We start from the raw sequence: 26,482 nt of genomic DNA, 5'->3' as shown, positions 1-26,482 counted from the left end.
TTTATGTACACCGCTAGCGGAAAATCAGATAAAAATTTTCTCCTTCGGGAGCATGCGCCACTGGTCAAGCGTCTGGCTTACCAGTTGAAGGCGCGTCTGCCGCCCAGCGTGGAGGTGGATGATCTGGTTCAGGCTGGCATGATTGGCTTGCTGGATGCCGTCAATCGCTACGAAGATACCCATGGCGCTCAGTTTGAGACCTATGCCGTGCAGCGTATACGTGGCGCAATGCTGGATGAATTGCGCAATACAGACTGGTTGCCGCGCGGGGTACGACAGAACATGCGCAAGGTGGAAAGCGCCATGAATGTGCTGCAGCAGAAGCTGGGGCGCCCGCCAACTGAAACAGAGGTCGCTAAATCGCTCAAATTATCCCTGGGTGAATATCAGGACATGCTGACAGACAGCGGTGGTCACCAGTTGGTGTATTACGAAGACTTTCATGATTCAGACACCAAAGAACATTTTCTCGATCATTATTGCTCAGACGGTTCCGGTGATCCGCTGCAGGATTTGCTGAACGACGATTTCCGTGATGCCGTTATCGGCGCCATTGACAGCTTGCCCGAACGGGAAAAACTGTTGATGGGCCTTTACTATGAGCAGGAATTGAATCTGAAGGAAATTGGCGCTGTAATGGGGGTTTCCGAATCGCGCGTGTCGCAACTGCATAGCCAGGCAGTCGCCAGGCTGCGCGCATATCTGAGGGAGAAGGCGTGGACTGGGCTAGCATAATTGGCTTTATATTGGTGATTGCCGGTATCTCCGTTGGACAAGTCATGGAGGGCGGACAGCTTTCTTCTCTGGTGCAGCCGACCGCATTTGTCATCGTTGTCATCGGAACGCTGGGCGCAGTGCTGATTCAGAGCCGCATGAGCACTTTCCGCCGGGGGCTGAATATGTTCCAGTGGATTGTTTCCGAGCCAGCGGATAACAGCCGCAAAAATATTCAGGATGCGCTGGTCTGGAGTGTGGTCGCAAGGCGGGAGGGATTTCTCAGCCTGGAGGGCTATATGACGGCGTCGAAGGATCCTTTTATCGGTAAAGGCCTGCGTCTGGTAATTGATGGCGTGGATCCGGGGCGGCTGAAAGATATTCTGGATGTGGATATTTCTCTTTATGAGATGGAGCAGCGACAGGCTGCAAAAATCTGGGAATCTGCCGGAGGTTATTCCCCGACAGTCGGCATTTTGGGTGCGGTGCTGGGTCTGATTCATGTCATGGAAAATCTGACTGATCCTGCAAAACTGGGGGGCGGTATTGCAGTTGCATTCGTCGCCACTATTTATGGCGTCGGGCTGGCAAATTTATTGTTTTTACCAGTCAGTAATAAATTAAAAGAAATCATTGCCCGTGAAGTAACCCGGCGTGAAATGCTGTCAGATATTTTTTACAGCATTGCAATGGGAGATAGCCCACGTATTCTGGAGGAACGGGTTGACCATCAGCGCACTATTGGGAGCAGTTGATGGCGAGGAAAAAGTACAAGGAGGAAGCCGACAGCCATGATCGCTGGCTGGTTTCCTATGCGGATTTTATTACCTTGCTGTTTGCTTTCTTTGTCGTGATGTATGCAGTTTCTTCTTTGAATGAAGGAAAATATCGCGTCTTATCCAATTCCTTAAACGGTGCGTTCACGAACGCTCCCCCGTCTCCCATCAGAGACGGTGTGGGGATGAAAGAGAATATGGTCAGGCTCGAACCTTTACCCCTGATTAAGCCGAGAGCGAATGAAAATTTGCGCAAGGAACGCGAGCAAATGACCAACATGGCAAAAGATATTCTCGCCGTGCTGGAACCTTTGGTCAGGGAAGGAAAAGTCAGAGTCAGTCAGACGAGCAAGGGAGTTACGATCGAGATCAATGCAAGTCTGCTGTTCCCTACAGGGGAAGCAAAGCTCAGTCCTGATTCTGTACAGGCGCTGACAGCGATTGCTTCAGTGCTGCGCCTGGATAAGCATTCAATACAGGTCGAGGGACATACCGATAATTTACCCATCAGGAATTCAGTATTTCCTTCTAACTGGGAATTATCTGCGGTTCGCGCCAGCACGGTTGCCCGGTTGCTGACTGAAAACGGGGTTGATGAAACCCGTGTCACTGCGGTGGGACAGGGAGCAAAGTTTCCTGTTGCACCGAATGAGCAGCCGGATGGCCGGGCAAGAAACCGTCGGGTGAGTATTACGGTGTTGGCAGTATTGCCAGAACCAGTAGTGGATATTCCCGTTGCTTCCGGCAGTAACCCGCATTTATGACTGATTACAGGCTCAATTAAAAAAATGCCCCTCGTAAAAAGGGGCATTTTTTTAATATTGATGCAGCAGAAATGCAGAAGCAGCATTATCTCAGCGAACAATGAGTCCCTTAATGGGGGTCGACTGTATGCTGGATTGGCCATTCGGGCCATATAATGAAGCGGTAGGATTGCCTTGCTGGAATATGCTTAATGCGGCCTGGTTTTGGGATAATTTGCGGGAAATTAATAATCCGTTAGTCCGGTTATTTTCTTTTGCCTCTGCCGATAACGCCAATATGCCATCCCATAATTCTTTGACTGCGTTATCCGCAAGCTCGCTACGCAGATAATCTGGCAAGCTGCTTGCCGGATCACTGTAACCCAGATTTTGGAGCAGAAGATTGCGCTGCCGTTCCAGATCGGACATGGTGCGCACCAGATCGTTTTTGGCAGAAATGGCCTTGTTCAGTGATTCAATGTCATTATCTACAAGCGCAGTCTCTTCATCTTTCAGCAATGCCGTCAGCTGATGCATAGCAGCTTTCTCACTTTGCAGGCATTGGGTAATGGATGTGGCAGATGCGCTTGAATTGTTCATCGTTATCGTTTTCTGGCGTTAAGTAAATCTTTTACGGTTTCCAGAAGTCCATCAGCAACTTTTTCTGAATTGACCTGAAAGCGGCCTTCGGAAATTGCCAATTTGATTTCTTCAACCTTTTTGGTCTCAAACACCGCGCTGCTTGCCTGCGTACTCTGCATGGCCTGCAATTGCGTTGAAAGAGTCGAAATTTGTACGTTACTGGAAGGTGTCGGAGTCGAGATCGCTCTGTCCGGCGCCTTGTCAGTGCGCACCTGCTGGGGACTGGTGGTGTTCGTCAGTCCGGCAGGTTTATTTAATGTGTCATCAATTTTCACAGCGATACCCTCGATAATGGGAATAATCTACATCTACAATCCGGTTATCGGCCAGGTATTTTTAAACTTTAATCTTGCCCTCAAAAAAGATGACTGGAAGCATCATTTCTTAAAAAATATACTTTTAGTAATTTATTTCGATCACGCCCCCGGCTTTGGCAATCCCGCTGACAGTTTGCCCGCTGCTTGTCTTGGCTCTTGCAATCTGACCCTCTGCGGCGTTGCTGAGTGATTGCGCATCAGTGGCGACCTGAAACCCGGGGCCGTTACTGATAATCCGCACGGACTGACCTTGCTGGATCACCGCAGGGCTTTTGAGACTGTCGAGTCGTATCGGGGTGCCGGCAGCAATAGACAACTGCAGCGCTTTACCAATAGCCTGATCCGGGTTGTGAATAATGCCAGGGGGCAGATTCGAGATTTCTCCCTTGATTTTATTCAGATCTGCAGTTCCGATTATTTGTCCCTGACTGAGTGGCCGTGCTGCCACATAGTATTCCCCATTCACCTGAACGCTTGCCTGAATGTACACAACCCAATTGACCGGGACGCTGCAGCGCACGCCAACACTGATTTTTCCGCTGGTTTTGCCACCTGGCGGCAAAAATGGGGTTGGCGCATCACAGGCAGCCAGATTCAGGCGATTATCAATCTGCCCCACTGTGATATGTGCATCACCTGGTTGGGTTGCTGACAATTGGGTCAGGAAGTCAGTTGCCGCTTTTCTCAGAATCTCATGATCCTGTTTGGCCGCGTCGCTGCCGCTCCCGGCTGCCAGTGCCTGACTGGACAAACCGGCAATCAGGCATCCGTATGCAAATAGGTGTTTCATGAATGATGACCAGTCCCGACATTGATATGGCTTCATTGTAGATCGGTCCGGTTTAACTAAAGTGGGGAATAAGAGGGGGAATTGGCCTCTTCTTGCCGGATTGAAGCGAGTGGCGGCGAAGTAATATGAGACGTATGGGAAACCGTATGGTTCTGATTAGTCTGTTGGGAGAGGTTGATGAGCAAGCTGGATGACTTTATGCGCTTTCATGAAACAGCACTGGCTGTTCGCGGAATGCGCCAGCAATTGCTGGCATCGAATATCGCCAATGCCGATACGCCTAATTATAAGGCGAGGGATATTGATTTCTCTTCCGTATTAAGTAATGCGCTTCATACGGATGGAAAACAGTCTGCTGCCACATTAAATAAGACAGATCCCCAGCACCTGGCTTCTGCGACGGATCTGGCGGGCGTTGTGCCGCAATATCGTCCAAACGGGCAGGGGAACATAGATGGTAATACCGTTGATATGGATGTGGAGCGAAATCAGTTTACAGACAATTCGATACGCTATGAGGCTAGTCTGACCATTATTAATATGCAGATCCGCAATATGCTGGCTGCGATACAGGGGCAATAATCATGTCACTTTTTAATGTTTTCAATGTTGCAGGTTCAGCAATGAGTGCGCAATCCCAGCGCCTGAATGCGGTGTCGAGCAATCTGGCTAATGCAGACAGCGTCACCAGTTCGGATGGTTCTCCGTACAAGGCGAAGCAGGTGGTATTCAGCGCTGTCCCCGTCAATGGTACGGCGTCCACTGCGGTAAAAGTTTCAGAGGTCGTGGAAGATGCGGCTCCGCCGAAGATGATGTATGACCCAAAGCACCCGCTGGCCGATGAAAAGGGTTACGTTGCCATGCCTAATGTGAATGTTGTTGAGGAAATGGTGAATATGATCTCGGCTTCCCGCTCTTATCAGACGAACGTGGAAACCATGAATGCGGCTAAATCCATGCTGCTGAAGACCTTGACGCTAGGTCAGTGATCTTTGATGTAAAGGAATATAAATGACAACCATACAGACAAACACCGTCGATCCATCATTATTGACGACGATGAATGGCGCCAGCTCCGGCAAATCCAGCGTACAGGATGCGCAGGATCGTTTCATGACCTTGTTGGTGACGCAAATGAAAAATCAGGATCCGCTGAATCCGATGGATAACGCTCAGGTCACCAGTCAGATGGCGCAATTATCAACAGTAACGGGCATTGACAAACTGAATGCCTCCGTCAATGCGCTGAATGCGAATTTCCTGGCCAGCCAAAACCTGCAAGCGGCAGGGATGATCGGACATGGGGTACTCACCCCGGGGCAGGCATTGACACTGTCGGATGGAAAATCGGTGTACGCCGTCGATTTGCCGCAGGCGGCAGATAAAGCCAGCGTCGTGATCAAGGATGCCAATGGGCTGGTCGTGCGGACGATGGATCTGGGATCCTTGTCTTCCGGTACCAATAATCTGACCTGGGATGGCAAGACGGACTCTGGAACGACTGCCGCCAACGGTAATTACACCTACACCCTGACCGCCAGTGCACAGGGCAAGCAGATTGATGCGACCCAGCTCGCTTTTGGCATGGTCACCAGTGTCAGTTCCGGCACGCAGGGCATGAAATTAAATGTCAGTGGAATTGGTCAGATCGGAATGAGCGATATCCGCCAGATTTATTAAGCCACTTATAGCAACAGAACATTTGCAGTATCAACGTTGAAGGGAAAATATCATGGGTTTTCAGCAAGGTTTAAGTGGCTTGAATGCAGCCTCCAAATCACTGGACGTTATTGGCAACAACATTTCAAATGCCAATACGGTTGGCTTTAAACAGGCTCAGGTACAGTTTGCTGATGTCTACGCAAATTCCCTGAGCGGTGGTGCCTCATCGAATACCGTCGGAATTGGCGTCAAGGTATCGACCATTGCGCAGCAGTTCACACAGGGGAATATCAGCTCCACGAATAATCCGTTGGATATTGCGATTAATGGCAATGGTTTTTTCCGGATGAGTAAAAATGGCGCGATTACCTATACGCGCAATGGCCAGTTTCAGCTGGATAAAACCGGTGCCATTGTGAATGCATCGGGTCAAAACCTGACCGGGTATCTGGCGGATGTGAATGGCGTATTATCAACCGGTTCCGCGTCACCGATCACGATTAATACGGCAGATATCGCGCCTGCGCAAACTGCCAAAATCAGCGGTGTGATGAATCTGGATTCTCGCGAGAATGTTCCTGGAACGCAGCTGCCTGTCACGGTTCCACCAGTCGTTACTCCGATTGCGTTTTCTCCAACCGATCCGACTTCTTATAACAAGTCAACTTCAGTGACGGTCTTTGATAGTCTCGGAAATTCGCATGTTTTACAAACTTATTATGTGCGGATTAATCCTGCAACCACGCCGCCGGCAACTGCAGGAACGATCGAATGGAATGTGTTTGCTACGATCGATGGTAATCGCTTCGATGCAACTGGTGCCTTGACGCCAACGGGAACGGCTGCATCCCCTATTGGTAAGCTGGCCTTTAATAATCTGGGTAAATTAACGGGTGCCATTCCGGCGTATGCCGCTACAGATCCGCGCGCATTAAACATGATTGTTCCTGTTTCGTCCGGTGCGGTCACACCAATTAATACGACTGCCAATATTAAATTTGACTACACCAATTCAACCCAGTTTGGTTCGGATTTCAGTGTCAGCAGCATGAAGCAGGATGGTTTTACTTCCGGTAAATTGTCAAAATTTAATACAGCAAAAGACGGAACAATCATTGGCAGTTACACCAACGGACAAACCAAGGTACTTGGGCAGGTCGTGCTGGCTTCATTTACTGACCCAAATGGCCTGCAATCTCTGGGTGATAATCAGTGGGCTGAAACTTCCGATTCCGGACAGTCCCTGATTGGTCCTCCAGGCTCAGGGAATATCGGTGCGCTGACATCATCAGCGACAGAGGATTCCAATACTGACCTGACGGGCGAATTAGTCAGCATGATTACGGCACAACGCGTTTATCAGGCCAATGCACAAACGATCAAAACGCAGGATCAGATTTTGCAGACGATCGTGAACCTGCGTTAATGACTGTCGGGTATGTCAATACATCTTTTTCTGCTGCCGTATTTTAAGGAGACGCGATGGACCGACTAGTTTATACCGCGATGACCGGCGCCAAGCATATCCTGGAGCAGCAGGCAACCAATTCGCATAATCTGGCGAATGCCACCACAACCGGTTTCCGGGCGCAGCTTGATTCTTTCCGCGCGGTTCCTGTTGTGGGTGCCGATATGCCGACGCGTGCATTTGTTGTTGATGCGACGGTCGGCACCGATTTTTCGGTTGGCAGCATGCAGATGACGGGACGTGAGCTGGATGTCGCGATTCAGGGTAAAGGATGGCTGGCGGTTGAGAAACCTGACGGCTCAGAAGGCTATACCCGTTCCGGCAGTTTGAAGCTGAGTGAAAACGGTGTCTTGCAAACCTTGAGTGGTCTGAATATTGTGGGTGATGGCGGGCCAATCACTGTTCCGCCGGATGTCTCCGTCACGATTGCCAAAGATGGCACCATTTCAACCGTTCCTGTCACTGGCAATCTGAATTCAGTGCAGGTAATCGGGCGTCTGAAACTGGTGAATCCTCCGGAAGAAAATCTGGTGCGTGGCGACGATGGATTATTTAAGACTAAAGATAACAGCACTCCCGATGCGGATGCCGCCGTGACGGTCGCTGGTGGTACGCTCGAAGGCAGCAATGTGAATATTGTCGATTCGATGGTGACCATGATTAATCTGGGGCGCCAGTTTGAAATGCAGATGCGGTTGTTGCAAAACGCTGAGAATAACGAGACAAAAGCCACTCAGATTATCGCTTTGAGCTGATACGTTACGGCGCACAATAGCGACAGATTTAATGATGCCACCTGATGGCGATGGAGAATTCAAATGATACGTTCACTCTGGATTGCCAAGACTGGGCTGGATGCACAGCAGACGCAAATGGATGTGATCACCAATAACCTGGCAAACGTCAGTACAACGGGCTTTAAGCGCTCGCGTGCCGTGTTTGAGGATTTGCTGTACCAGACTTTGCGCCAGCCGGGCGCGCAAAGCTCCCAGCAGACCCAATTGCCATCCGGTTTGCAGTTGGGTACAGGTGTGCGTCCTGTGGCAACGGAGAGAATTTTCACTCAGGGTAATCTGCAACAAACCGGCAATGCGAAAGATGTGGCGATTCAGGGACAGGGATTTTTCTCCGTACTGATGCCGGATGGCACAACAGCATACACCAGGGACGGTTCATTCCAGATGGACAGCCAGGGACAGTTGGTCACATCCAGTGGTTTTGTGATTCAGCCTGCCATCACGATTCCGGCAAATGCACAGACCATCACGGTTGGCCGCGACGGTACCGTTTCTGTGACGCAGCCGGGTTCAAACACACCGGTGCAGGTCGGCTCCTTGCAGCTGACAACCTTCATTAATCCGACCGGGCTGTTGTCGATGGGAGAAAATCTGTATGTCGAAACAGCCGCTTCTGGCAGTCCAAGCACGAATGTTCCGGGAACCAATGGCGCTGGTTTACTGACACAGAATTTTGTGGAAACTTCCAACGTGAATGTGGCGGAAGAATTGGTCAATATGATTCAGACGCAGCGCGCTTACGAAATCAACAGTAAAGCAATCACAACATCGGATCAGATGTTGCAGAAACTGACGCAGCTATAAAGTACGCGGGGAAATCATGAAAATTGCAGCTTTATTGTGTGGCGTTGGCGTTGCCATTCTTGGATTGGCTGGCTGTGCGGTCACACCGCCCCCGATTGTGCATCAGCCGACTTCTTTGCCGGCGCAGACTGCCAAGCCGCATAAAGAAATCAACGGTGCAATTTTTCAGTCAGCCAGTTATCGCCCTTTGTATGAGGATAATAAGCCGCGTATGGTAGGGGATGTACTGACCATCTCGATCAGTGAAAAAACTTCGGCAGCCAAAGGCAGTGCGGCTTCTGCCAGCAAATCATCTGCTTTATCTTTGTCGGGACCAAAATTTCTGGGATTACCTTCAGCCGGTACAGGGCAAGGGAGTTTAACTTCCAGCGGCTCTTCAAAATTTGATGAAAAAGGAGCAGAAACGGCGAGCAATAGTTTCACAGGTACGATTGCCGTGACTGTGATTGATGTGCTTCCGAATGGTAATTTGCTGGTCAGCGGGGAAAAGCAGCTGGCCTTTGATAAGGGGGCCGAATTTGTCCGTTTTTCCGGTGTGGTGAATCCGCAGACGATTGCAACGGGCAATGTTGTTCCTTCAACGCAGGTTGCTGATGCCCGTTTTGAATATCGCTCAACCACCCGGGTTGACAAGGCAGAGATTAATTCGATGCTGACACGTTTCTTCCTCAGTTTTTTACCTATGTAAGCAGAAGGAATTAATATGAAATGGCTTGCATTAACGCGTATCAGCATCCTCGCATGTGGCCTGGGTTTGGGATTGTTTTCTGGAGCCTGTCAGGCTGAGCGCCTGAAAGATCTCGCCGGCATTCAGGGGGTGCGCCAGAACCAGTTGCTTGGTTATGGTTTGGTGGTGGGCTTGGATGGCAGTGGTGATCAGACCACGCAGACGCCATTTACTGTTCAGAGTATCGTCAGTATGTTGCAGCAACTCGGTGTGAGTCTGCCTCCCGGAACCAGTTTGCAGTTAAAAAATGTGGCTGCCGTGATGGTGACCGCTTCGCTGCCTCCGTTTGCGCAACCGGGCCAGACGCTGGATATTACTGTTTCATCGATGGGAAATGCCAAAAGCCTGCGTGGCGGAACGCTACTGATGACACCGCTGAAAGGTGCGGATAATCAGATTTACGCAATGGCACAGGGCAATGTGCTGGTCGGTGGCGTAGGAGCCGCTGCGAACGGCAGCAAGGCACAGGTGAATCATCTCAGCGTCGGCAGAATTTCAGGTGGTGCGACGGTGGAGCGTGCGGTTCAGAGTTCCGTGGGACAGGGAGAAACAGTACAGCTGGAACTCAATACATCGGACTTTTCGACTGCCAGCCGTGTGGTGGAGGCAATTAACCGCCGTTTCGGTACTGATACGGCAGCCGCGATGGACGGACGCACGATTCAGGTCCGGGCGCCGGTCAGCAGTGATCAGCGGGTGGCATTTCTGGGCGCGCTGGAGAGTCTGGATGTGACACCGGCACAAACGGTGGCGAAAGTGATTCTGAATGCACGCACCGGGTCAATCGTGATGAACCAGGCAGTCACACTGGATGCCTGTGCAGTGGCACATGGTAATTTGTCGGTCGTGATCAATACTGACAATGCGATCAGTCAGCCGAATGCGCTGGCGGGCGGGCAGACCGCTGCTACTGCGAATTCAGGTATTACAATCACCAAGGATGCCGGGCAGTTAATGATGCTCAAGGCGGGCGCATCACTGGCGGATGTCGTCAAGGCCTTGAACGCGATTGGTGCCACCCCGCAGGATTTGCTGGCGATTTTGCAGGCAATCAAAGCGTCCGGCGCATTGCGCGCTGAGCTGGAAATTATTTAAGGAAAAGCCATGATCAGCCGCGCCGATGCCATGGACAGCAAACTGGCTTTTGACAGCAAAAGTCTGGATGGACTGAAACAGTCTGCCAAAGATAATTCTCCGGAATCCATCAAGGCTGCAGCCAAACAATTTGAAGCATTATTCATGAACATGATGCTGAAATCTATGCGGCAGGCAGGCGGACAGGATGGGGTGTTTGATAATGAACAAACGAAAACCTATACATCCATGCTGGATCAGCAATTGTCCCAGACTATGGCAAACCGTGGCGTTGGTCTGGCGGATGCGCTGGTGCGGCAATTAAGCAATAACGCCGTCAATCAGGTTCTTTCCGGAGACGGTAGTGGCAATGTCGTTGGGAACGGACGGGCGATTGATTCCTACCTGGATAACCTGAAGTTTGAGCCACAACCTGTCCCTTCCGCGAAAAGCGGCTTTTCCGGACCCAGCCATGTGCGGGAATTTCAGGAAAAATTAGCCGCACATGCCGAGGAAGCCAGCAAACAGACCGGAATTCCCGCCAAATTCATGCTGGGGCAGGCTGCGCTGGAGAGTGGGTGGGGACGCAAGGAAATTAAAACAACGGATGGCTCTGCCAGCCATAATATCTTTGGTGTAAAGGCTACCAGTAAATGGAAGGGCAGAACTGTGAATGCCGTGACCACAGAATATATCAATGGCGTCGCGCACCGCAAACTCGAAAAATTCAAGGCTTACGACTCTTATGCAGATGCTTTTAAGGATTATGCAAAAGTGCTGACAAATAATCCACGTTACGAACAAGTGATTGCCAATGCCAAGGATGCCACTTCCTTTGCTCAGGGGTTGCAACGTGCCGGTTATGCAACTGATCCTCAGTACGCGAATAAACTGACGCGGATTATCAGGCAGACATTGTCAACCTGAATTATCAACATACATTAATGACTAATGCGTAGCTTGTTTTGCGATATTAAAGTTTTTGGGTTTCCTACCGAAAACATTCCCAGCGGCATCAGATGGTTTTAATGGGCAACAAATAAATTATGGGTACAAATATTCTTAATATCGGGCAGAGTGCTCTGGCTGCTGCGCAAACGGGTATTAGTACCGTCGGGCATAATATTGCCAATGCATCAACCCCAGGATATAACCGTCAAGTCGTTCTTCAGACTGCCAATGCGCCCCAGATACTGGGCGGCTCATATGTCGGGCAAGGCGTATCGGTCAGCCAGATTCAGCGGCAATATGATACGTTTATTGGCCAACAGGTGAATGCTGCGCAGACATCCAAAAATCAGGCCGACTCTTATTTGTCTCAAATACAGCAAATTAATAATCTGGTTGCCGATTCAACAGCAGGCGTGACTCCCGCATTGCAAGATTTCTTTAAATCAGTCCAGAATTTGTCTTCATCCCCCAATGGTACTGCCGGAGCAGCGGCACGCCAGGCGATACTCTCCAGCGCTCAGGCGCTGGGCGGCCGTTTCAATAGCCTGCAAACCCGCCTGGACCAGATCCGGACGGGTATCAATGGTCAGATTGAGTCGGCTGTCAGTGCGATCAATACGTATGCGACACAGTTATCAGACCTGAACGAAACAATTGCCAGGTCTCAAAGTACGACAGGTTCTCCACCGAACGATTTGCTGGATCAGCGGGATCAGCTGGTGACTGAGTTATCCAAATACACCAAGGTCACCGTCGTACCGCAAGATAGTAAATACAATGTTTTTATCGGCAACGGGCAACCTATTGTTATCGGTGGCGTGGTGAATCAATTGCAGACCAGCAAATCGACAACGGATCCATCAAGAACTGAAGTTTCTTATACGACTAACGGTACCGCTATTCAGGTTGCTGAAAACGGATTGCCCGGAGGCATCCTCGGCGGGTTGTTTGATTTTCGTTCAAATACATTAGACCCGGCGCAAAATGCCATTGGACGGGTGGCGCTTGGTATTGCTTCTAATTTTAACGACCAGCATGCGCTGGGCTTGGATCTGAACGGGCAAGTCGGCGGTAAATTTTTTACCATTCCCCAGCCAGTCGCCACACCATCGACTTCAAATACGTCTAACGCATTGCCCACAGCAAGCATTACCAATGTGAGTGCATTGACAACCAGCGACTATCGGTTGCAGGTGACCAGTCCGGGTAATTATCGTGTGATTCGTGTTTCTGACGGGCAGGTTACAACCGCAACATCACAACCTATCACTGTGGATGGGGTCAGTATGCAGTTTCCTCAACCACCGGCGACACAGCCTGCGGCAGGTGATGAATATATGATCCGGCCAACCTCAGCGGCTGCAGCAGGATTTGGGGTTTACATTAACGATCCGTCTAAGGTCGCTGCTTCTGCGCCAATGACCAGCTCTGCACCGACAACCAATACTGGCAACGGTAAAATTTCTGCGGGCACGCTGGACTCGCCAGTTGCAGCAGCATCCACCTCCGCCGGTGCAACGATTGGCCCGGTATCAACAGACAATACTTATTCCGGTGCGCCGCTGACAGCACCGGCCACGCTGACTTTTGCGGCGCCAGCGAATACTTTGTCCGGATTCCCGGCGAATGCCACAGTGACAGTGAAAGCTGGCGGGGTGACTACAAATTATGCACCTCCGGCGACTGTTCCTTATACCAGCGGGGCTACGATCAGTTTTAGCGGTATGAGTTTTGTCATTGCCAACGGAACAGCTGCACCGGCAAATGGAGACACCTTTACGCTGAGTCCATCGATACCGGTAGCAACATCCAAACTGACTTTCAATGCTCCGGCCAATACCCTGACTGGTTTTCCTACGAATGCCAATGTCACTGTCACCAATCCCAATACCGCAAGCAGCACTACTTATCCAGCTGGCACGGCAGTACCATACGTCAGCGGAGCAACATACAGTTTTTCGGGAACCAGTTTTAACATTTCCGGCACGCCGACAAATGGCGACGTGTTTAATATCTCTCCGAATGTTGCCGGAACTGGTGATAACCGTAATTCCTTGTTGCTCGCTGGAATACAGACGCAAAATAACCTGATTGGCGGCACGACGACAATTCAGGGGGCCTATGCACAATTTGTCAGCCAGGTTGGCAATAAGACACATGAATTGCAGATAACGAGTGCTTCTGAAACAACGACATTGAAAAATGCAACCGATATACAGCAATCTGTATCGGGTGTTAATCTGGATGAAGAGGCCGCCAATTTACTGAAATATCAGCAGGCATATCAGGCCGCTGGAAAACTGATGCAAGTCGCCAGCCAGCTGTTTGAAACCTTGCTGGCAATCGGAAGGTAGGAACTTATATGCGTATCAGTACTCGGATGATTTATGAGGGCGGTGGCTCACGCATCAGCGATCTGCAATCCTCACTGAATAAAACTCAGCAGCAGATCGCATCTGGCCGCCAGATTCTGACACCTGCCGATGATCCCATTGGTTCTGCGCGTGCATTGGTGATTACACAGGCAGATTCCATCAATGACCAGTATGCCGTTAACCGGCAAAATGCCAAAGCAAACCTGTCAATGTCTGACTCGGTACTGGGCAGTGTCACCACCACTTTGCAAAATCTGAAAGTTCTGATGGTCAATGCCGGTAATGGGGCATTAAATGATAGTGACCGTGGTGCTATTGCCACTGAAATGCAGAGTAATCTGGATCAGCTGATGGGGCTGGCTAATACGACTGATGGTACCGGTGCATATTTGTTTTCAGGATTTTCGACCACAACAGCGCCCTATACCAAGACTGCCGGCGGTGCGAAGTACAATGGCGATCAGGGACAGCGCTATCTGCAGGTCGATACCACACGTCAGTTGCAGCTGAGTACGCCCGGGACGATGGTGTTTGAAAATATCCGCACTTCAGCCGGACAGTTTAATGTCGTTCCGAATCCCTCTAATACCGGGCAAGCGGTTGCTACCGTCAGTATTAATCCTGCGACAGCATCTAGCCTGACAGGTAATAATTATGATGTGGCATTTGATGCGTTGGCCGCAAATTTCACGATCACCAATAAGACCACGGGTGCCGTGGTTGTCCCAAGTACCGCATATACCAGTCCTGCCACGGTCACTGTAGATGGGATGAAGATTACTTTGACGAATACTCCTGGCGCGCCAGCACCGGGGGATCACTTTTCTATTCAACCGGGCAATCAGAACATCTTTGAAACCGTCACGGATGTGATTAATGCCTTGAAGACACCGACTTCCTCTGCGCCAGCCAAAAAAGATTTGACGGCAGCTTTGAGCCAGGGTGGTTCAAATTTGGATATGTCGCTGAGTAATGTGTTGACGCAACGCGCCCAGATAGGTTCCAGCCTGAAAGAAATCGATGATCTGGATAGTGTCGGTTCAGCAAACAGTGTCTATTACAAGCAGTCGTTGTCGCAGATTCAGGATCTGGATTATGCGAAAGCGATTACATCTCTGAGTCAGCAGCAGACGATTTTGCAGGCAGCGCAGCAATCATTTGTTAAAACGGCCAACTTATCGCTGTTCAGCTATATCAGCTGATTACCGTCTTCAGTGGATTCAGTGCGACTTCTTCAGATCATTTGCATCCGTCGCATTTCTGTCATGAAAAATGTCACCTGTTGGTGGCATTTTTTTTGATATAAGAATCATGATGCAGACCGATAATCTCAGATCTTTTCCATTTCTTCTGAGTCCAGCCCGATGACGTGTGTCTGCAGTTGTCCGCGTTCGTCATGCCATTCCCTGACAACGCAAGGATAGCCATCTTCATCAAGTGCGATGATTTTAAAAAACTGGCCGATCATTGACTCGATCAGAATGCGTTCATCCTCCGGGAAGCTCTTGATGAACTGAGGATTCAGTGTGACGATGCGAACGATATCGCCAATCGCAACGGCTTGATTTTTACAATCGTAAATGGGAGAGGAAATCATCATTTGTTCCTTGATGCAATTAGGGTTGTCAGTGGACAGCCGGGAATAAAAAGGGCTCAAATTCACAGGAATTCAAGCCCTGAAACGGTCGCAATGCCGGCCTCTTTAATGCAGTCAATGTGGCCGGATGTCGTCTTTGTTTAACGATGGGATACGGTATTTTTTTCCCTGCCGACCCAGTACAGTAGCAGCACGATCACCGCATAGGGCAACATCGTCAGGGTATTGGCATTAGGTCCTTCAAAGAAAGGATTATGCGCAGTTGCCCAGTTGCCGATGGCCTGATCAAAACCAGTCAGTATACCTGCGGTAAAGGCGATCACAATTCCTGCCAACGCTCCGCCGGCAATATAACCTGAGGATAACAGAACGCCTGCACTGCGGTCACCTGCCGCCTGCATTTCTTCTGCATTCAGGTTCTTATACTGGTCGAGCTTGCTGTTTCTGCGATCGACCAGCCAGCGTATCATGCCGCCGACAAACAGGGGGGCTGATGATGATAGCGGCAAATAAACGCCGACTGCAAATGCCAGCGATGGGATACCGGACATTTCCAGCACCAGCGCAATCATCACGCCAAATAATACCAGCGTCCAAGGTAACTGACGATCCAGTATCCCCTTGATGATGTATGACATCAGCACAGCTTTGGGGGCATCGTATTTTTTTACCTCAGTCCCGTCAGGGCGCTTGTTGTAAGCGCCATTGATGCCCGGATCAACCAGATAAACCACTTGTCCTGCATCGTTCACCAGATACTTGCCGGCAGGGCCGCCATTGCTGTCATTCTTGTGCCAGACTTTATAAGTGGCTTTATCCTGTTCGGCCTGCGGACCTTGCAATTGCGCGGTTTCAGTCAGTTTGGCGGCATCGGTGCTGAGGCCTGCGGCAACCTGTGCTGCAGGCACGTAGACTGTGCCTGCATCGTTCAGCTTCAGCAGGATGGGGCCCAGAATCAGCGCTGATGACAGGGCGCCGGCGAGAATAGCGTACTGTTGCAGGCGTGGCGTGGACCCTACCAGATAACCGGTTTTTAAATCCTGGGAAGTGGTGCCTGCATTGCTGGACGCAATACAGACGATCGCACCGACAGAGAGGGCGGTTACATAATACTGTCCGCCGGTCCAGCCCATCAGCAGGAAAATCAGGCAGGTGAATAACAGCGTTGCTACGGTCATGCCGGAAATCGGGTTGGAAGACGAACCAATTTCACCCGTGAGGCGGGAAGACACGGTGGAGAACAAAAATCCGAATACCAGTATCAGCAGGGCACCGAGTAAATTCATGTGCAATGGTGTCGCTAGTGTGATGATGGCAATGATTGCCAGTGCACCGATGATTACCCACTTCATCGGAATATCCTGATCAGTGCGTAATACGGCACTCGCTTGCTCTTTGCTGTTTCGCATGCCCGTCAATCCGGCGGACAAGCTGCGCCAGATGGTTGGCATGGCGCGCATCAGGCTGACCAGTCCGCCAGCAGCCACAGCGCCTGCGCCGATGTACAGCACATAGGCACTGCGGATTTCGTGAGGACTCATGGCGCTGATCAGCTTGGTTCCGGGCGTCAGCGGAACGGTCAGCGCATCACCGAAAAATTTGATCATCGGGATCAGCAGCAGGTAAGACATAACGCCGCCTGCGGCCATTACAGCAGCAATACGGGGGCCGATGATGTAGCCGACGCCAAGCAATTCCGGAGATACTTCTGCGCCGATCGAGCCGGCTTTCAACGGTGTGCCAAAGACGACTTCGGGAGTGTCTTTCCATCCCTTGAACGCGACGTTGGCAATTTTATATAACAGACCGATTCCGAATCCGCCGAAGATGATGGCTGCGCGGCGGTTTGCATCATCCTGGGCATGCGGATTGCTGGTTTCACCTGCTGCCTCACGCGATGTGTCAGTGGCTGCTGCTTTTAAGACCTCGGCACAGGCAGTTCCTTCGGGGTATTTCAGTTCACCGTGTTTTTCCACAATCATGGTGCGCCGCATCGGGATCATCATCAGGATGCCAAGTAGTCCGCCAAGGCAGCCGACCAGCATCACACGTGAGATTTCCAGATCAAAACCCAGAATCAGGATAGCGGGCATAGTGACGCCGAGGCCGAATGCGAGCGATTCACCCGCCGAGCCGGCAGTCTGGGTAATGCTGTTTTCCAGAATCGTGGAATCCTTGCCACCGGCCTTGTTAAACAGGCGGAACAGCGTGATGGCAATGACCGCCACCGGAATCGAGGCACTGACGGTCAGACCGACTTTTAACACCAGATAAAGTGATGAAGCGCCAAAAATCATACCGAGCACCACCCCCATGATCAGGGCGCGGGCAGTCATTTCCGGTAACTGTGCTGCAGCGGGTATGTATGGCTTAAATGCGGAAGTGGTTTCTTTTTGCATTGGTGACCCTTTTTTTGTTATGAATGATGGACTCTGCTAGTTGTGCTGGCCGGGCCCGCCCGGACTTGATGATCTTTGTCGCCGCAGATGATCAATTTACTAATCGCGCATTATCACGCTTTTTTTCCTTTCTGAGCAATCACCGGATGCTTCCTTTTCCGGTGATGTGTCGTTTCTTCTGCTGATTGCCGGAGGCCGAAAAAGTTCATCATGATTTAAACGTGATAGATTGGCGGGGGTTTTGGGTTGCCGGCCTCAGGCAAGCGGTTATGCGTGGTGCGGGCGATTTGGTGCGAGTCAGATAATGTGATTAATGATTGAAGGCGTATGTTTGAACAGGCAGTGGTTGTCATCGATTTTGAAACTTCCGGCATGAGTCCGGAGCAGGGTGGGCGCGTGACGGAAGTCGCAGCGTTGCGGATAGTGGGCGGCGCGGTCACGGAACGGTTTGTCTCGCTGGTCAATAGTCGTGTGCGGATTCCGTATTTTATTACTGAACTGACCGGTATTACGCAGGCCATGGTCGATGCTGCACCACCTGCCGAAGAAGTATTCCCCTCTTTGCTGGCATTTATCGGTGATGCAGCGCTGGTGGCGCACAATGCGAGTTTTGACGAGAAATTCTTGTGGTCCGAAAGTCAGCGTCTTGGGTTGCAACCAGCACATCAGGGCGTGATCTGTTCCGTCAAGCTGGCACGCAGGATTTGTCCCGGTTTACCCAGCTATTCACTTGGCCCGCTGGCGGCTACATTGAAAATCCGTTTTGAAGGGCGCGCGCATCGGGCAGAAGCTGATGCGCAGGTTACGGCAGACCTGATGTTGCATCTGGCGACGCAATTGCAGCAACGCTACACCACACAGGCGCCAATTAATCCGCAGTTGCTGGTGCAGGTGAATCGGCTGGCTGCAGCCAAAGCTCCTGAATTTTTACAAAAGTATTTTACACCTCCGGAACACGCTGCCGTGACGGTTGCGCCGCCTGCAGTCAGTATCGGGCATCCGCAGCGTTTCAGACATTACAAAGGCGGGATTTACGAGCTGGTCTGCGAGGCGACTCAAGAGGCGGATCTGAGTCCGGTGATCGTTTATCGCGCCCAGAACGGAAGCATCTGGACCCGGCCCAAGACTGTGTTCTTTGAGATGCTGGAAATTGACGGGCAACGGGTGCAGCGGTTTACACCATTGACAGGTTGAAGCAAGGATCACTTATCCGTAAATTCCGTTTCAATATACTGGGGGGAGGATAAGATTTAAGCCTTTGTTGATGCAGAGGACAGGCTTATTTTTAATGATACCCCTCCAAACATGAAATTTTCCCGGATCTATGTCACACATTTTTCGGGCAGATATTTGAAAAATCGGTCGGAGTACAGGAGTGATTCCGTTGCAGTGGCGGTGAATGGCGGGCGGCGTAACGACCTGCTTTCATGCGAGAATAGCGTGGCACTTATTTCAGGAGGAACAATGAAAAAACTAATGGCTGCTGCTACCGTATTGATCTTTTGCGTGAATCCGCTTATCCATGCTGAGGAAGTGTTGCGTTTGTCCACAACGACCAGCACCGATAATTCCGGATTGCTGAAAGCCATTTTGCCGGAATTTGAGGTAAAAACGCATATCAAAGTGCATGTGATTTCTGTCGGTACCGGCAAGGCGCTTGAGTTGGCAAAGAATGGTGATGTGGACGTGACTCTGGTTCATGCACGTGCGGCAGAAGATAAATTTGTGGCAGAAGGTCACGGCATTAACCGCCGTGACGTGATGTACAACGACTTCATCATCGTCGGACCAGTATCTGATCCGGCAGGTCTGAAGGGCAGCAAAGATGTGATCGCGGCCTTGCGTAAACTGGCCGGGGCGCAGGTCAGGTTCATCTCCCGCGGGGATAATTCTGGTACTGACCAGATGGAGCAGGCGTACTGGAAAGAGGCAGGTGTCAGGCCGGCTGGCGCATCATATATCTCCGCAGGTCTCGGTATGGGCGAGGTTCTGACGATGGCGGCACAGATGCAGGCGTACACCCTGACTGACCGCGCTACTTACGGCGCGTATAAGGCCAAAACCGGCCTGGCAATTCAGGTCGAAGGTGATCCCAAAATGTTTAATCCTTATGGCATCATCGCGGTGAATCCGGCTAAATACAAAGACATCAATATCCGCGGAGCGAACAGCCTGATCGAATGGATGACTTCGCCGGAAGGGCAGAACAAAATTGCAGAATTTAAAGTGGATGGGCAGCAGTTGTTTTTCCCCTCCTATAAAAAATAACTTAACTATTGCTCGTCGGGATATGACCCGGCGAAGAGGAGACCTGATGACAACCAATTTGCAGATTAATGATCAGACAGTCAGTTGTCGCTCTGAGTCCGATACCCCATTACTGTGGGTATTGCGTGATGAACTTGGGCTGACCGGAACTAAATTCGGTTGTGGTGCAGCCTTATGCGGCGCTTGCACCGTCCATGTGGATGGCGTGCCTGTGCGCTCGTGCCAGACGCCGGTCGCCTCGGTCGCAAATAAAAAAATCACGACGATTGAGCATCTGGAGAGCGCTTATGGCAAGGCTCTGCAGCGGGCATGGATGATTCATGACGTGCCGCAGTGCGGATATTGTCAGTCGGGCCAGTTGATGAGCGCCGCAGCTTTGCTGGCATCAAATTCTTCGCCGACTGATACGGATATCGACAACGCCATGAGCGGTAATATCTGCCGCTGCGGCACTTATCAGCGTATCCGTGAAGCCATCAAGACAGCTGCCGCTGATCTGCGAAAGCACAGCTGATTTTGATTTGCGTCAGTTATATCCGAAAGCGTGTTGTCATTTGCGGACGCCGGAAGATCGTTGCAACACGCAGAGACCGCTTTTGCATGGATGTTTGTGCAATTTGCTCATTAAAGCGGTTGTTTTCGCGTAAAATTCTCCCCACTATTTCTGGCAGGAGAATTGCATGAGCATCAAATCGGATAAATGGATACGCCGCATGGCGGAACAGCACGACATGATTTCGCCGTTTGAACCGGGGCAAGTACGTACCCGCGATGGTCAGCGCATCGTCAGTTATGGCACATCGTCTTATGGTTATGATATCCGCTGTGCCGATGAATTCAAGATTTTCACCAACATCAACAGCACGATTGTTGATCCCAAAAATTTCGACGAAAAATCATTTGTCGATTTCAAAGGGGATGTCTGCATCATTCCGCCAAATTCATTTGCTCTGGCCCGGACGATGGAGTATTTCCGGATACCGCGCAGTGTGCTGACGATCTGTCTCGGCAAGTCAACTTACGCCCGTTGCGGCATTATTGTGAATGTGACGCCGTTTGAGCCGGAATGGGAAGGATATGTCACGCTGGAATTCTCAAACACGACACCGCTGCCGGCCAAGATTTATGCCGGTGAAGGCTGTGCCCAAGTGTTGTTTTTTGAGAGTGATGAAGTCTGCGAAACATCTTACAAAGACCGCGGCGGCAAATATCAGGGACAGCATGGTGTGACGCTACCGAAAACATAAGTTGACGTAATCCCGGTGCTGGCCTTGGTATCTCCGCGCACTTACATCTATAGTGTATGGAGTAGAGCAATATCTTTGAACTGCTTGACCGATCAAGCTTAATTTTTCCTTGCGGCCCAAAACACAGCACCCTCTTTGCCATACCTTTCGCTATGCAGCACATCCCGTGGTACCTTAAAGGTATCCCCTGTTTTAAGATGCTGGATATGCTTCCCAAGTGTCAGCCAATACTCGCCTTTCACCACGACTGCCTCAGTATCAAATGGATGAGAGTGCATTTCGTTTTGAAAATGAGGTTCCCAGCTGCGAATTAACACCTCATCGAATCCTAGTTTTATTTTTTTGTCTTTGAAGGTTTCAAAATCATCCATAGTTACGCCTGATTTATTTATTGGATATTGATGGGGAACGGTAATCTTTGAACGCTCATTCCCCGCATCGACTTGCATAAGTCCTGCTTACAACAGGGTCAAAGTGACATCAATATTATTTGTTCTCGCATTGGAATATGGACACGCAATATGAGCCGCCTCGATGAGGTCTTTGGCCACGTGGCGATCCATTCCTGGCAGCGCAATTTTCAATCGAGCAGCAATTCCGAACACCTGAGCAATGGGGCCAATATCGACTTCGGCATGGATGAAAGCTTCAGCCGGAATGCTGATTTTTGCCTGGTGGCATGCTTCAGGGCACTCATGAAACAGGCTGAGTAACCTGCCGCAAATAACTGCTCAGGATTGGTGGCTCCACTGGCTCCTCCCAGCTCTCTGGGGGGAGTCAGCTTGACATCCAGTAGCCCATCATCAGTTACGGATCGGCCTTCACGTCCCCCGGTCGTACGTGCTTTCGCAGTATAAATAACTTTTTACAGGTGAGTATCAAGATCATTCCTTTGCTTACTAGGCACAAATTTACTTTAGATCGAAGCGGTCAAGATTCATAACTTTGGTCCATGCAGCAACAAAGTCGCGAACGAATTTCCCTGCATTATCATTTTGCGCATAGACTTCAACAATCGCTCGCAATTGCGAGTTGGAACCAAATACGAGATCTACGCGGCTGGCGGTCCATTTCAACGCACCCGACTTACGATCGCGGCCTTCGTATACGTTTTCACTGATGGGTTTCCATGTGACAGACATGTCAACGAGATTAACGAAGAAGTCGGTTGTTAACAGCCCCATACGGTGGGTAAATACGCCGTGTTGACTGTTATTATGATTCGCACCTAACACGCGCAGACCACCGATTAACGTTGTCATCTCCGGTGCGGATAGGGTAAGTAGCTGTGCTTTATCCACCAACATTTCTTCGGGTGAAACCCGAAAAATTTTCTTGCAGTAGTTGCGAAATCCATCGGCTTGCGGCTCAAGGACGGCAAATGATTCGGCATCCGTTTGTTCTGCCGTGGCATCGGTACGACCCGGTGTGAAAGGGACTTCTATTGCGTGTCCCGCACCTTTGGCAGCAGTTTCAACCCCCACGTTGCCGGCTAGAACTATCAAATCGGCTAATGAGATTTCCTTTCCTGTGCGCTGGCTGGAGTTAAACTCGGTACGGATGGTGTCTAGTGTGGCCAGTACACGGGTTAATTGCCCGGGTTGGTTGACCTCCCAGTTTTTTTGTGGATCGAGACGTATACGCGCTCCGTTAGCCCCTCCACGTTTGTCGCTGTTACGGTATGTTGATGCTGATGCCCACGCGGTGAATACAAGTTCAGCAACAGTGAGGCCACTAGCTGATATTTTTGTCTTGATCTCGGCTACATCCTGGCTGTCGATCAATGGGTGCCTAACTGCAGGTATTGGGTCCTGCCAGATTAGATCTTCTGCTGGCACTTCAGGGCCTAGGTAGCAACATTTTGGCCCCATATCTCTGTGGGTCAGTTTGAACCATGCGCGTGCGTAAGCGTCTGCAAATTCCTCGGGATGGTTGTGGAAATGGCGGGCGATTTTCTCATATGCCGGGTCGAAGCGCAGGGCTAAATCTGCTGTAGTCATCTGTGGCGGATGTTTTTTATTCGGGTCGTGTGCATCGACAATCATGTCCTCCTCCGCCACATCTTTGGCGCGCCATTGCGTTGCGCCGGCTGGGCTCTTGACCTGTTCCCAATCATACTTGAACAGCACTCGAAGATAGCCCATGTCCCATTTGGTGGGGTTAGGTTTCCATGCGCCTTCGAAACCACTGGTTGTTGTGTCGCCAGATTTTCCGTTTCCGTGTTTATTGATCCAGCCAAAACCCATTTCTTCCACTGGTGCGGCTTCAGGTTCGGGGCCAACGAGAGCTGGATCTCCGGCGCCATGCATTTTGCCAAATGTATGACCGCCTGCTATCAATGCCACGGTCTCGTAGTCGTTCATGGCCATGCGGCTAAAGGTCTCACGTACATCATGGCCAGAGGCAACAGGATCAGGGATGCCATCTGGTCCTTGCGGGTTCACGTAGATCAACCCCATTTGTACCGCAGCGAGCGGGCTTTCGAGCGATCGGCCACTGCTGTAGCGGCTATTGGGTTTATCGCTGGTGGCCAGCCATTCTTTTTCGGCACCCCAGTAGATGTCTTCTTCAGGTGCCCAGATGTCAACGCGCCCACCACCGAAACCAAAAGTCTTGAAGCCCATCGACTCCATTGCAACGTTACCAGCTAAGATGAACAGGTCGGCCCAAGAAATAGCATTGCCATACTTCTGTTTGATTGGCCACAGTAGCCGGCGTGCTTTATCAAGGTTACCGTTGTCTGGCCAACTGTTGAGCGGGGCAAATCGCTGGTTGCCGGTGTTTGCGCCACCGCGACCATCCGCAGTGCGGTAGGTTCCTGCAGCGTGCCAGGCCATGCGAATCATCAAACCACCGTAATGCCCCCAATCGGCTGGCCACCACTCTTGATTGTTGGTCATTAAATTAGTCAAATCCTGTTTCAGTGCTTCAAAGTCCAGTTTTTTGAAAGCATCTGCATAGTTAAAGTCGGGATCCATCGGGTTGGACTGGGACTGGTGCTGATGCAAAATAGACAGATTGAGCTGATTGGGCCACCAGTCTGCATTTGATTGAGTACCTTGCTGTACTCGAGCTCCAACGGCAGCATGAAATGGGCATTTGGTGGTTTCTGGATTTTGATTCATGTTTGATTCTCGTCGTTGATAGATGTGTAACAGAAGAAAATACACTTAAAAGCAAAGCGTCAATTTAGTGAGCATTTCTGAATAATGTAGATACATGAAAAAATTTGATGCTCGTTGTAGTTACCCTCAACCACTTACTGCGGATTCAATTATTGGATAAGTGATCAAAAATATCCAAGAAATTGTTTTTATATATTCGATAGTATTCATCTATTCTCTGATTTTTAATTCAGAGCCATGCGGAACTCTGTTAATGCGCTCGACGCTGCATGTATCTTCGTATTGGTATAGTGCAAGCCTGACCGAGGAAAACATGAGGCGATCAGTGGTTAGCCGTGGTGATAGTTAGATAATGCGCTAATTGAAACGCGCAATGATTTATGTAAAGCAGGCTGGTTTATTGGCGGGCTCCCGGGGAAATAAGAAAGGCCGTTCAGGTTGCCACCTTAGAATAGGATTTCTGGTAAGACCATTATCGGCTTTTAGAACACGGGCTTATCGCCCGCCCGCTGGGGCTGAGAAAAACTGCTATCAGCAAGTTAGAAGCATCACTGCTGGCTCTGGTATTCACTTAAATCAACCAGCCCCATAGTTCTTGGTATGACTCAGATGACATGAACCTGAGTCTGACATGTCACTGCCAGTGGTGCAGATCGCCAGGAAAGTCAGGATATATTGATGCGGCTGGTGTTTGGGAGTTGTACTGCACACCAATGCTTGTTCGTATCAGTGTGATTTTTCTTTGTGAGCAATCTGATGCTGCTTTATCGTGCCATAAATCATATAGCTTGCAATAGTGGCAAAAACATTCATCACATAGAAAGGAAATTTACCAAATTTGCCTTTTGTTGAAGACATCAAATATTGCGGGTTGTCAGGCGTGAAGAATTTCTTTATGTGACTTCATTCGATTTCTGCTAAGGTCTGATGCACAAAAGCGGAGAGCACTAAACGAGATTGTGGTGTCAGATTAATAAATTCAAAACCATGCCGGAATTCTTCGCCATTCTCGGTTTCTGCTACGGATCGTAAAATCGTATCCAGTACCAGGTACTCGTCGTTACCGGCGGCGTGAACTTTGAATTTGATGATGCCGATATCTCCTTTATTGCCAATCTGCTTTTTCAGAACACCCGAAGCCCCACCCATACTCAGGTCGCCAAGTGTGGCAGCAGCAGTGGTATCTGAGTTTTTCATTGAAACGGACGCAATGATTTTGACGGAAGCCCTTGCGCCCTGGCGAATTGTTGTGGAGCGTACCTGTTTCGGGTAACTCAGATGCAGATACGCATGCGGTGAGTAGATATATTTAACGAGCGTGGCAGTAAAGGCGTAAGCTTTTTTCCCCGGAAAAGCACGAATGATAAATGCCTGTCCTTCACGAATTAATTCTGCTTTACCATTAATCACCGGAGCTGTCACCAGCAGCGTTTTATTTTTAATAAAACCAATGAGCCGGACAGTGTAGCGTGCTGCCGACTGGTCATGCGTCTGCAGATAAAAAACCTCTCCCACTGTCCAGCGCACACTATCGAGCTCAACGATACTTTCTTTGTTCAGGTCGGCCTGAGGTGCAGCTTGTTCTGCAGATGATTTGGAGAGTGCTTCTGACGCAGACAGCTTTGATGGGATGCTGTCCCAGAGATGGTTAGCATTGCAGTACCCGACTTCCATCAGGTGCTCAAGTTGCTGCTGGTCTTTAATCTTTAACCCGGCGTTAAGTAACAGACAGCCATCCTGACTATAAATCGGCCAGTTGATTGTTTCTCCGACGCTGATTTCCGTTTTTCTCAGCGGCATTAGACCTTGTACTTCACCCATGTTTTTCCGTATATATCCGGTGACGACCTTGTTCAGGAAATGGCATTCTGATCATGTATTCGTCTGATGTTACTGCTTTTTTACTGCAAGCAGCAAGCGATCTGCCGGTTCCAGGCAAAATGTTTGCAATAATTAAAAAAAATCCCTGACAGACTGTTGTCTTCAGGGATTTTTTTCAGATACGA

The 26,482-nt window shown here is 50.1% G+C and carries 27 protein-coding genes and 1 pseudogene; 18 read left to right on the top strand and 10 right to left on the bottom strand.

Going from position 1 to position 26,482, the window contains the following annotated elements; translation table 11 throughout:
* The first annotated feature begins 3 nt into the window (after window positions 1–3).
* The 3 genes from H8K27_RS13365 to motD are packed head-to-tail and all read left to right on the top strand — an operon-like array spanning window position 4 to window position 2,254.
* A complete protein-coding gene (locus H8K27_RS13365; protein ID WP_186863671.1) occupies window positions 4–735 on the top strand; it encodes an RNA polymerase sigma factor FliA in 732 nt (243 codons plus the stop codon).
* Complete coding sequence (locus H8K27_RS13360; protein WP_186863670.1) at window positions 717–1,469, top strand: flagellar motor protein; 753 nt, start codon at window positions 717–719, stop codon at window positions 1,467–1,469. Before H8K27_RS13365 ends, H8K27_RS13360 begins: the two co-directional genes overlap by 19 nt.
* Window positions 1,469–2,254, top strand: a complete 786-nt coding sequence (motD, locus tag H8K27_RS13355) for a flagellar motor protein MotD (RefSeq protein WP_186863669.1) — start codon at window positions 1,469–1,471, stop codon at window positions 2,252–2,254. The genes H8K27_RS13360 and motD overlap by 1 nt, the downstream gene beginning before the upstream one ends.
* 90 nt (window positions 2,255–2,344) lie before the next feature.
* On the opposite strand, the gene H8K27_RS13350 is transcribed toward motD, so the two are convergent.
* From H8K27_RS13350 to flgA, 3 genes are all read right to left on the bottom strand, one after another.
* The gene (locus H8K27_RS13350) at window positions 2,345–2,833 is read right to left on the bottom strand and encodes a flagella synthesis protein FlgN (RefSeq protein ID WP_186863668.1); all 489 of its coding nucleotides are present in this window, start codon (window positions 2,831–2,833) and stop codon (window positions 2,345–2,347) included.
* Between the two features lie 2 nt (window positions 2,834–2,835).
* Window positions 2,836–3,150: a flagellar biosynthesis anti-sigma factor FlgM gene (flgM, locus tag H8K27_RS13345; protein ID WP_186863667.1), complete on the bottom strand. Its 315-nt coding sequence runs from the start codon at window positions 3,148–3,150 to the stop codon at window positions 2,836–2,838.
* A 124-nt stretch (window positions 3,151–3,274) separates the two neighbouring features.
* Window positions 3,275–3,982 (bottom strand): flagellar basal body P-ring formation chaperone FlgA, encoded by a 708-nt coding sequence (flgA, locus tag H8K27_RS13340; protein WP_186863666.1) that lies wholly within the window; start codon window positions 3,980–3,982, stop codon window positions 3,275–3,277.
* Between the two features lie 174 nt (window positions 3,983–4,156).
* On the opposite strand from flgA, the gene flgB reads away from it, so the two are divergent.
* The 11 genes from flgB (at window position 4,157) to flgL (ending at window position 15,042) form a co-directional block, all read left to right on the top strand.
* Complete coding sequence (gene flgB / locus H8K27_RS13335; RefSeq protein ID WP_186863665.1) at window positions 4,157–4,564, top strand: flagellar basal body rod protein FlgB; 408 nt, start codon at window positions 4,157–4,159, stop codon at window positions 4,562–4,564.
* Between the two features lie 2 nt (window positions 4,565–4,566).
* Window positions 4,567–4,971 carry a flagellar basal body rod protein FlgC gene (flgC, locus tag H8K27_RS13330; RefSeq protein ID WP_186863664.1) on the top strand — a complete coding sequence of 135 codons (405 nt, stop codon included), beginning with the start codon at window positions 4,567–4,569 and terminating at the stop codon, window positions 4,969–4,971.
* 22 nt (window positions 4,972–4,993) lie between these two features.
* Window positions 4,994–5,662 carry a flagellar hook assembly protein FlgD gene (locus H8K27_RS13325; protein ID WP_186863663.1) on the top strand — a complete coding sequence of 223 codons (669 nt, stop codon included), beginning with the start codon at window positions 4,994–4,996 and terminating at the stop codon, window positions 5,660–5,662.
* 52 nt (window positions 5,663–5,714) lie between these two features.
* Window positions 5,715–7,070, top strand: coding sequence for a flagellar hook protein FlgE (flgE, locus tag H8K27_RS13320; RefSeq protein ID WP_186863662.1), 1,356 nt, complete (start codon window positions 5,715–5,717; stop codon window positions 7,068–7,070).
* Between the two features lie 56 nt (window positions 7,071–7,126).
* Window positions 7,127–7,867 carry a flagellar basal-body rod protein FlgF gene (gene flgF, locus H8K27_RS13315; protein WP_186863661.1) on the top strand — a complete coding sequence of 247 codons (741 nt, stop codon included), beginning with the start codon at window positions 7,127–7,129 and terminating at the stop codon, window positions 7,865–7,867.
* Window positions 7,868–7,930: 63 nt separating this feature from the next.
* Window positions 7,931–8,713: a flagellar basal-body rod protein FlgG gene (flgG, locus tag H8K27_RS13310; protein ID WP_176803676.1), complete on the top strand. Its 783-nt coding sequence runs from the start codon at window positions 7,931–7,933 to the stop codon at window positions 8,711–8,713.
* Between the two features lie 16 nt (window positions 8,714–8,729).
* Entirely contained in the window at window positions 8,730–9,401 is a 672-nt protein-coding gene (locus H8K27_RS13305) for a flagellar basal body L-ring protein FlgH (protein WP_186863660.1), read from the top strand.
* 15 nt (window positions 9,402–9,416) lie between these two features.
* The gene (locus tag H8K27_RS13300) at window positions 9,417–10,535 is read left to right on the top strand and encodes a flagellar basal body P-ring protein FlgI (RefSeq protein ID WP_186863659.1); all 1,119 of its coding nucleotides are present in this window, start codon (window positions 9,417–9,419) and stop codon (window positions 10,533–10,535) included.
* 9 nt (window positions 10,536–10,544) lie between these two features.
* Window positions 10,545–11,441 (top strand): flagellar assembly peptidoglycan hydrolase FlgJ, encoded by an 897-nt coding sequence (gene flgJ, locus H8K27_RS13295; protein WP_186863658.1) that lies wholly within the window; start codon window positions 10,545–10,547, stop codon window positions 11,439–11,441.
* A gap of 119 nt (window positions 11,442–11,560) precedes the next feature.
* Window positions 11,561–13,819, top strand: coding sequence for a flagellar hook-associated protein FlgK (flgK, locus tag H8K27_RS13290; protein WP_186863657.1), 2,259 nt, complete (start codon window positions 11,561–11,563; stop codon window positions 13,817–13,819).
* A gap of 8 nt (window positions 13,820–13,827) precedes the next feature.
* Window positions 13,828–15,042, top strand: coding sequence for a flagellar hook-associated protein FlgL (gene flgL / locus H8K27_RS13285; protein WP_186863656.1), 1,215 nt, complete (start codon window positions 13,828–13,830; stop codon window positions 15,040–15,042).
* Window positions 15,043–15,170: 128 nt separating this feature from the next.
* On the opposite strand, the gene H8K27_RS13280 is transcribed toward flgL, so the two are convergent.
* Window positions 15,171–15,440, bottom strand: coding sequence for a hypothetical protein (locus H8K27_RS13280; RefSeq protein WP_186863655.1), 270 nt, complete (start codon window positions 15,438–15,440; stop codon window positions 15,171–15,173).
* Window positions 15,441–15,577: 137 nt separating this feature from the next.
* Window positions 15,578–17,836, bottom strand: coding sequence for an OPT family oligopeptide transporter (locus H8K27_RS13275; protein WP_186863654.1), 2,259 nt, complete (start codon window positions 17,834–17,836; stop codon window positions 15,578–15,580).
* A 327-nt stretch (window positions 17,837–18,163) separates the two neighbouring features.
* Here H8K27_RS13275 and H8K27_RS13270 point away from each other — a divergent pair, with 327 nt between their 5' ends.
* From H8K27_RS13270 to dcd, 4 genes are all read left to right on the top strand, one after another.
* Window positions 18,164–19,030: a DUF1653 domain-containing protein gene (locus H8K27_RS13270; protein ID WP_186863653.1), complete on the top strand. Its 867-nt coding sequence runs from the start codon at window positions 18,164–18,166 to the stop codon at window positions 19,028–19,030.
* A gap of 270 nt (window positions 19,031–19,300) precedes the next feature.
* Window positions 19,301–20,104 carry an ABC transporter substrate-binding protein gene (locus tag H8K27_RS13265; protein ID WP_186863652.1) on the top strand — a complete coding sequence of 268 codons (804 nt, stop codon included), beginning with the start codon at window positions 19,301–19,303 and terminating at the stop codon, window positions 20,102–20,104.
* A 46-nt stretch (window positions 20,105–20,150) separates the two neighbouring features.
* Entirely contained in the window at window positions 20,151–20,618 is a 468-nt protein-coding gene (locus H8K27_RS13260) for a (2Fe-2S)-binding protein (protein ID WP_186863651.1), read from the top strand.
* Between the two features lie 166 nt (window positions 20,619–20,784).
* Window positions 20,785–21,351, top strand: coding sequence for a dCTP deaminase (gene dcd / locus H8K27_RS13255; protein WP_186863650.1), 567 nt, complete (start codon window positions 20,785–20,787; stop codon window positions 21,349–21,351).
* A 98-nt stretch (window positions 21,352–21,449) separates the two neighbouring features.
* Here the strand turns inward: dcd and H8K27_RS13250 are convergent, their stop codons facing one another.
* The 5 genes and pseudogenes from H8K27_RS13250 to H8K27_RS13235 form a co-directional block, all read right to left on the bottom strand.
* Complete coding sequence (locus tag H8K27_RS13250; RefSeq protein WP_230419289.1) at window positions 21,450–21,800, bottom strand: cupin domain-containing protein; 351 nt, start codon at window positions 21,798–21,800, stop codon at window positions 21,450–21,452.
* Window positions 21,801–21,809: 9 nt separating this feature from the next.
* A pseudogene (locus H8K27_RS13245) lies at window positions 21,810–22,210 on the bottom strand (organic hydroperoxide resistance protein).
* Window positions 22,211–22,262: 52 nt separating this feature from the next.
* Entirely contained in the window at window positions 22,263–24,476 is a 2,214-nt protein-coding gene (katG, locus tag H8K27_RS13240; protein WP_186863649.1) for a catalase/peroxidase HPI, read from the bottom strand.
* Between the two features lie 726 nt (window positions 24,477–25,202).
* Complete coding sequence (locus H8K27_RS16630) at window positions 25,203–25,334, bottom strand: hypothetical protein (protein ID WP_268977364.1); 132 nt, start codon at window positions 25,332–25,334, stop codon at window positions 25,203–25,205.
* 45 nt (window positions 25,335–25,379) lie between these two features.
* Window positions 25,380–26,297 carry a flagellar brake protein gene (locus H8K27_RS13235; protein WP_186863648.1) on the bottom strand — a complete coding sequence of 306 codons (918 nt, stop codon included), beginning with the start codon at window positions 26,295–26,297 and terminating at the stop codon, window positions 25,380–25,382.
* Window positions 26,298–26,482: the final 185 nt, after the last annotated feature.

The organism is Cognatundibacterium griseum, from assembly GCF_014284195.1.
GTDB lineage: Bacteria > Pseudomonadota > Gammaproteobacteria > Burkholderiales > Burkholderiaceae_D > Undibacterium > Undibacterium griseum.
This window is presented reverse-complemented; position numbering and strand designations above follow the sequence as displayed.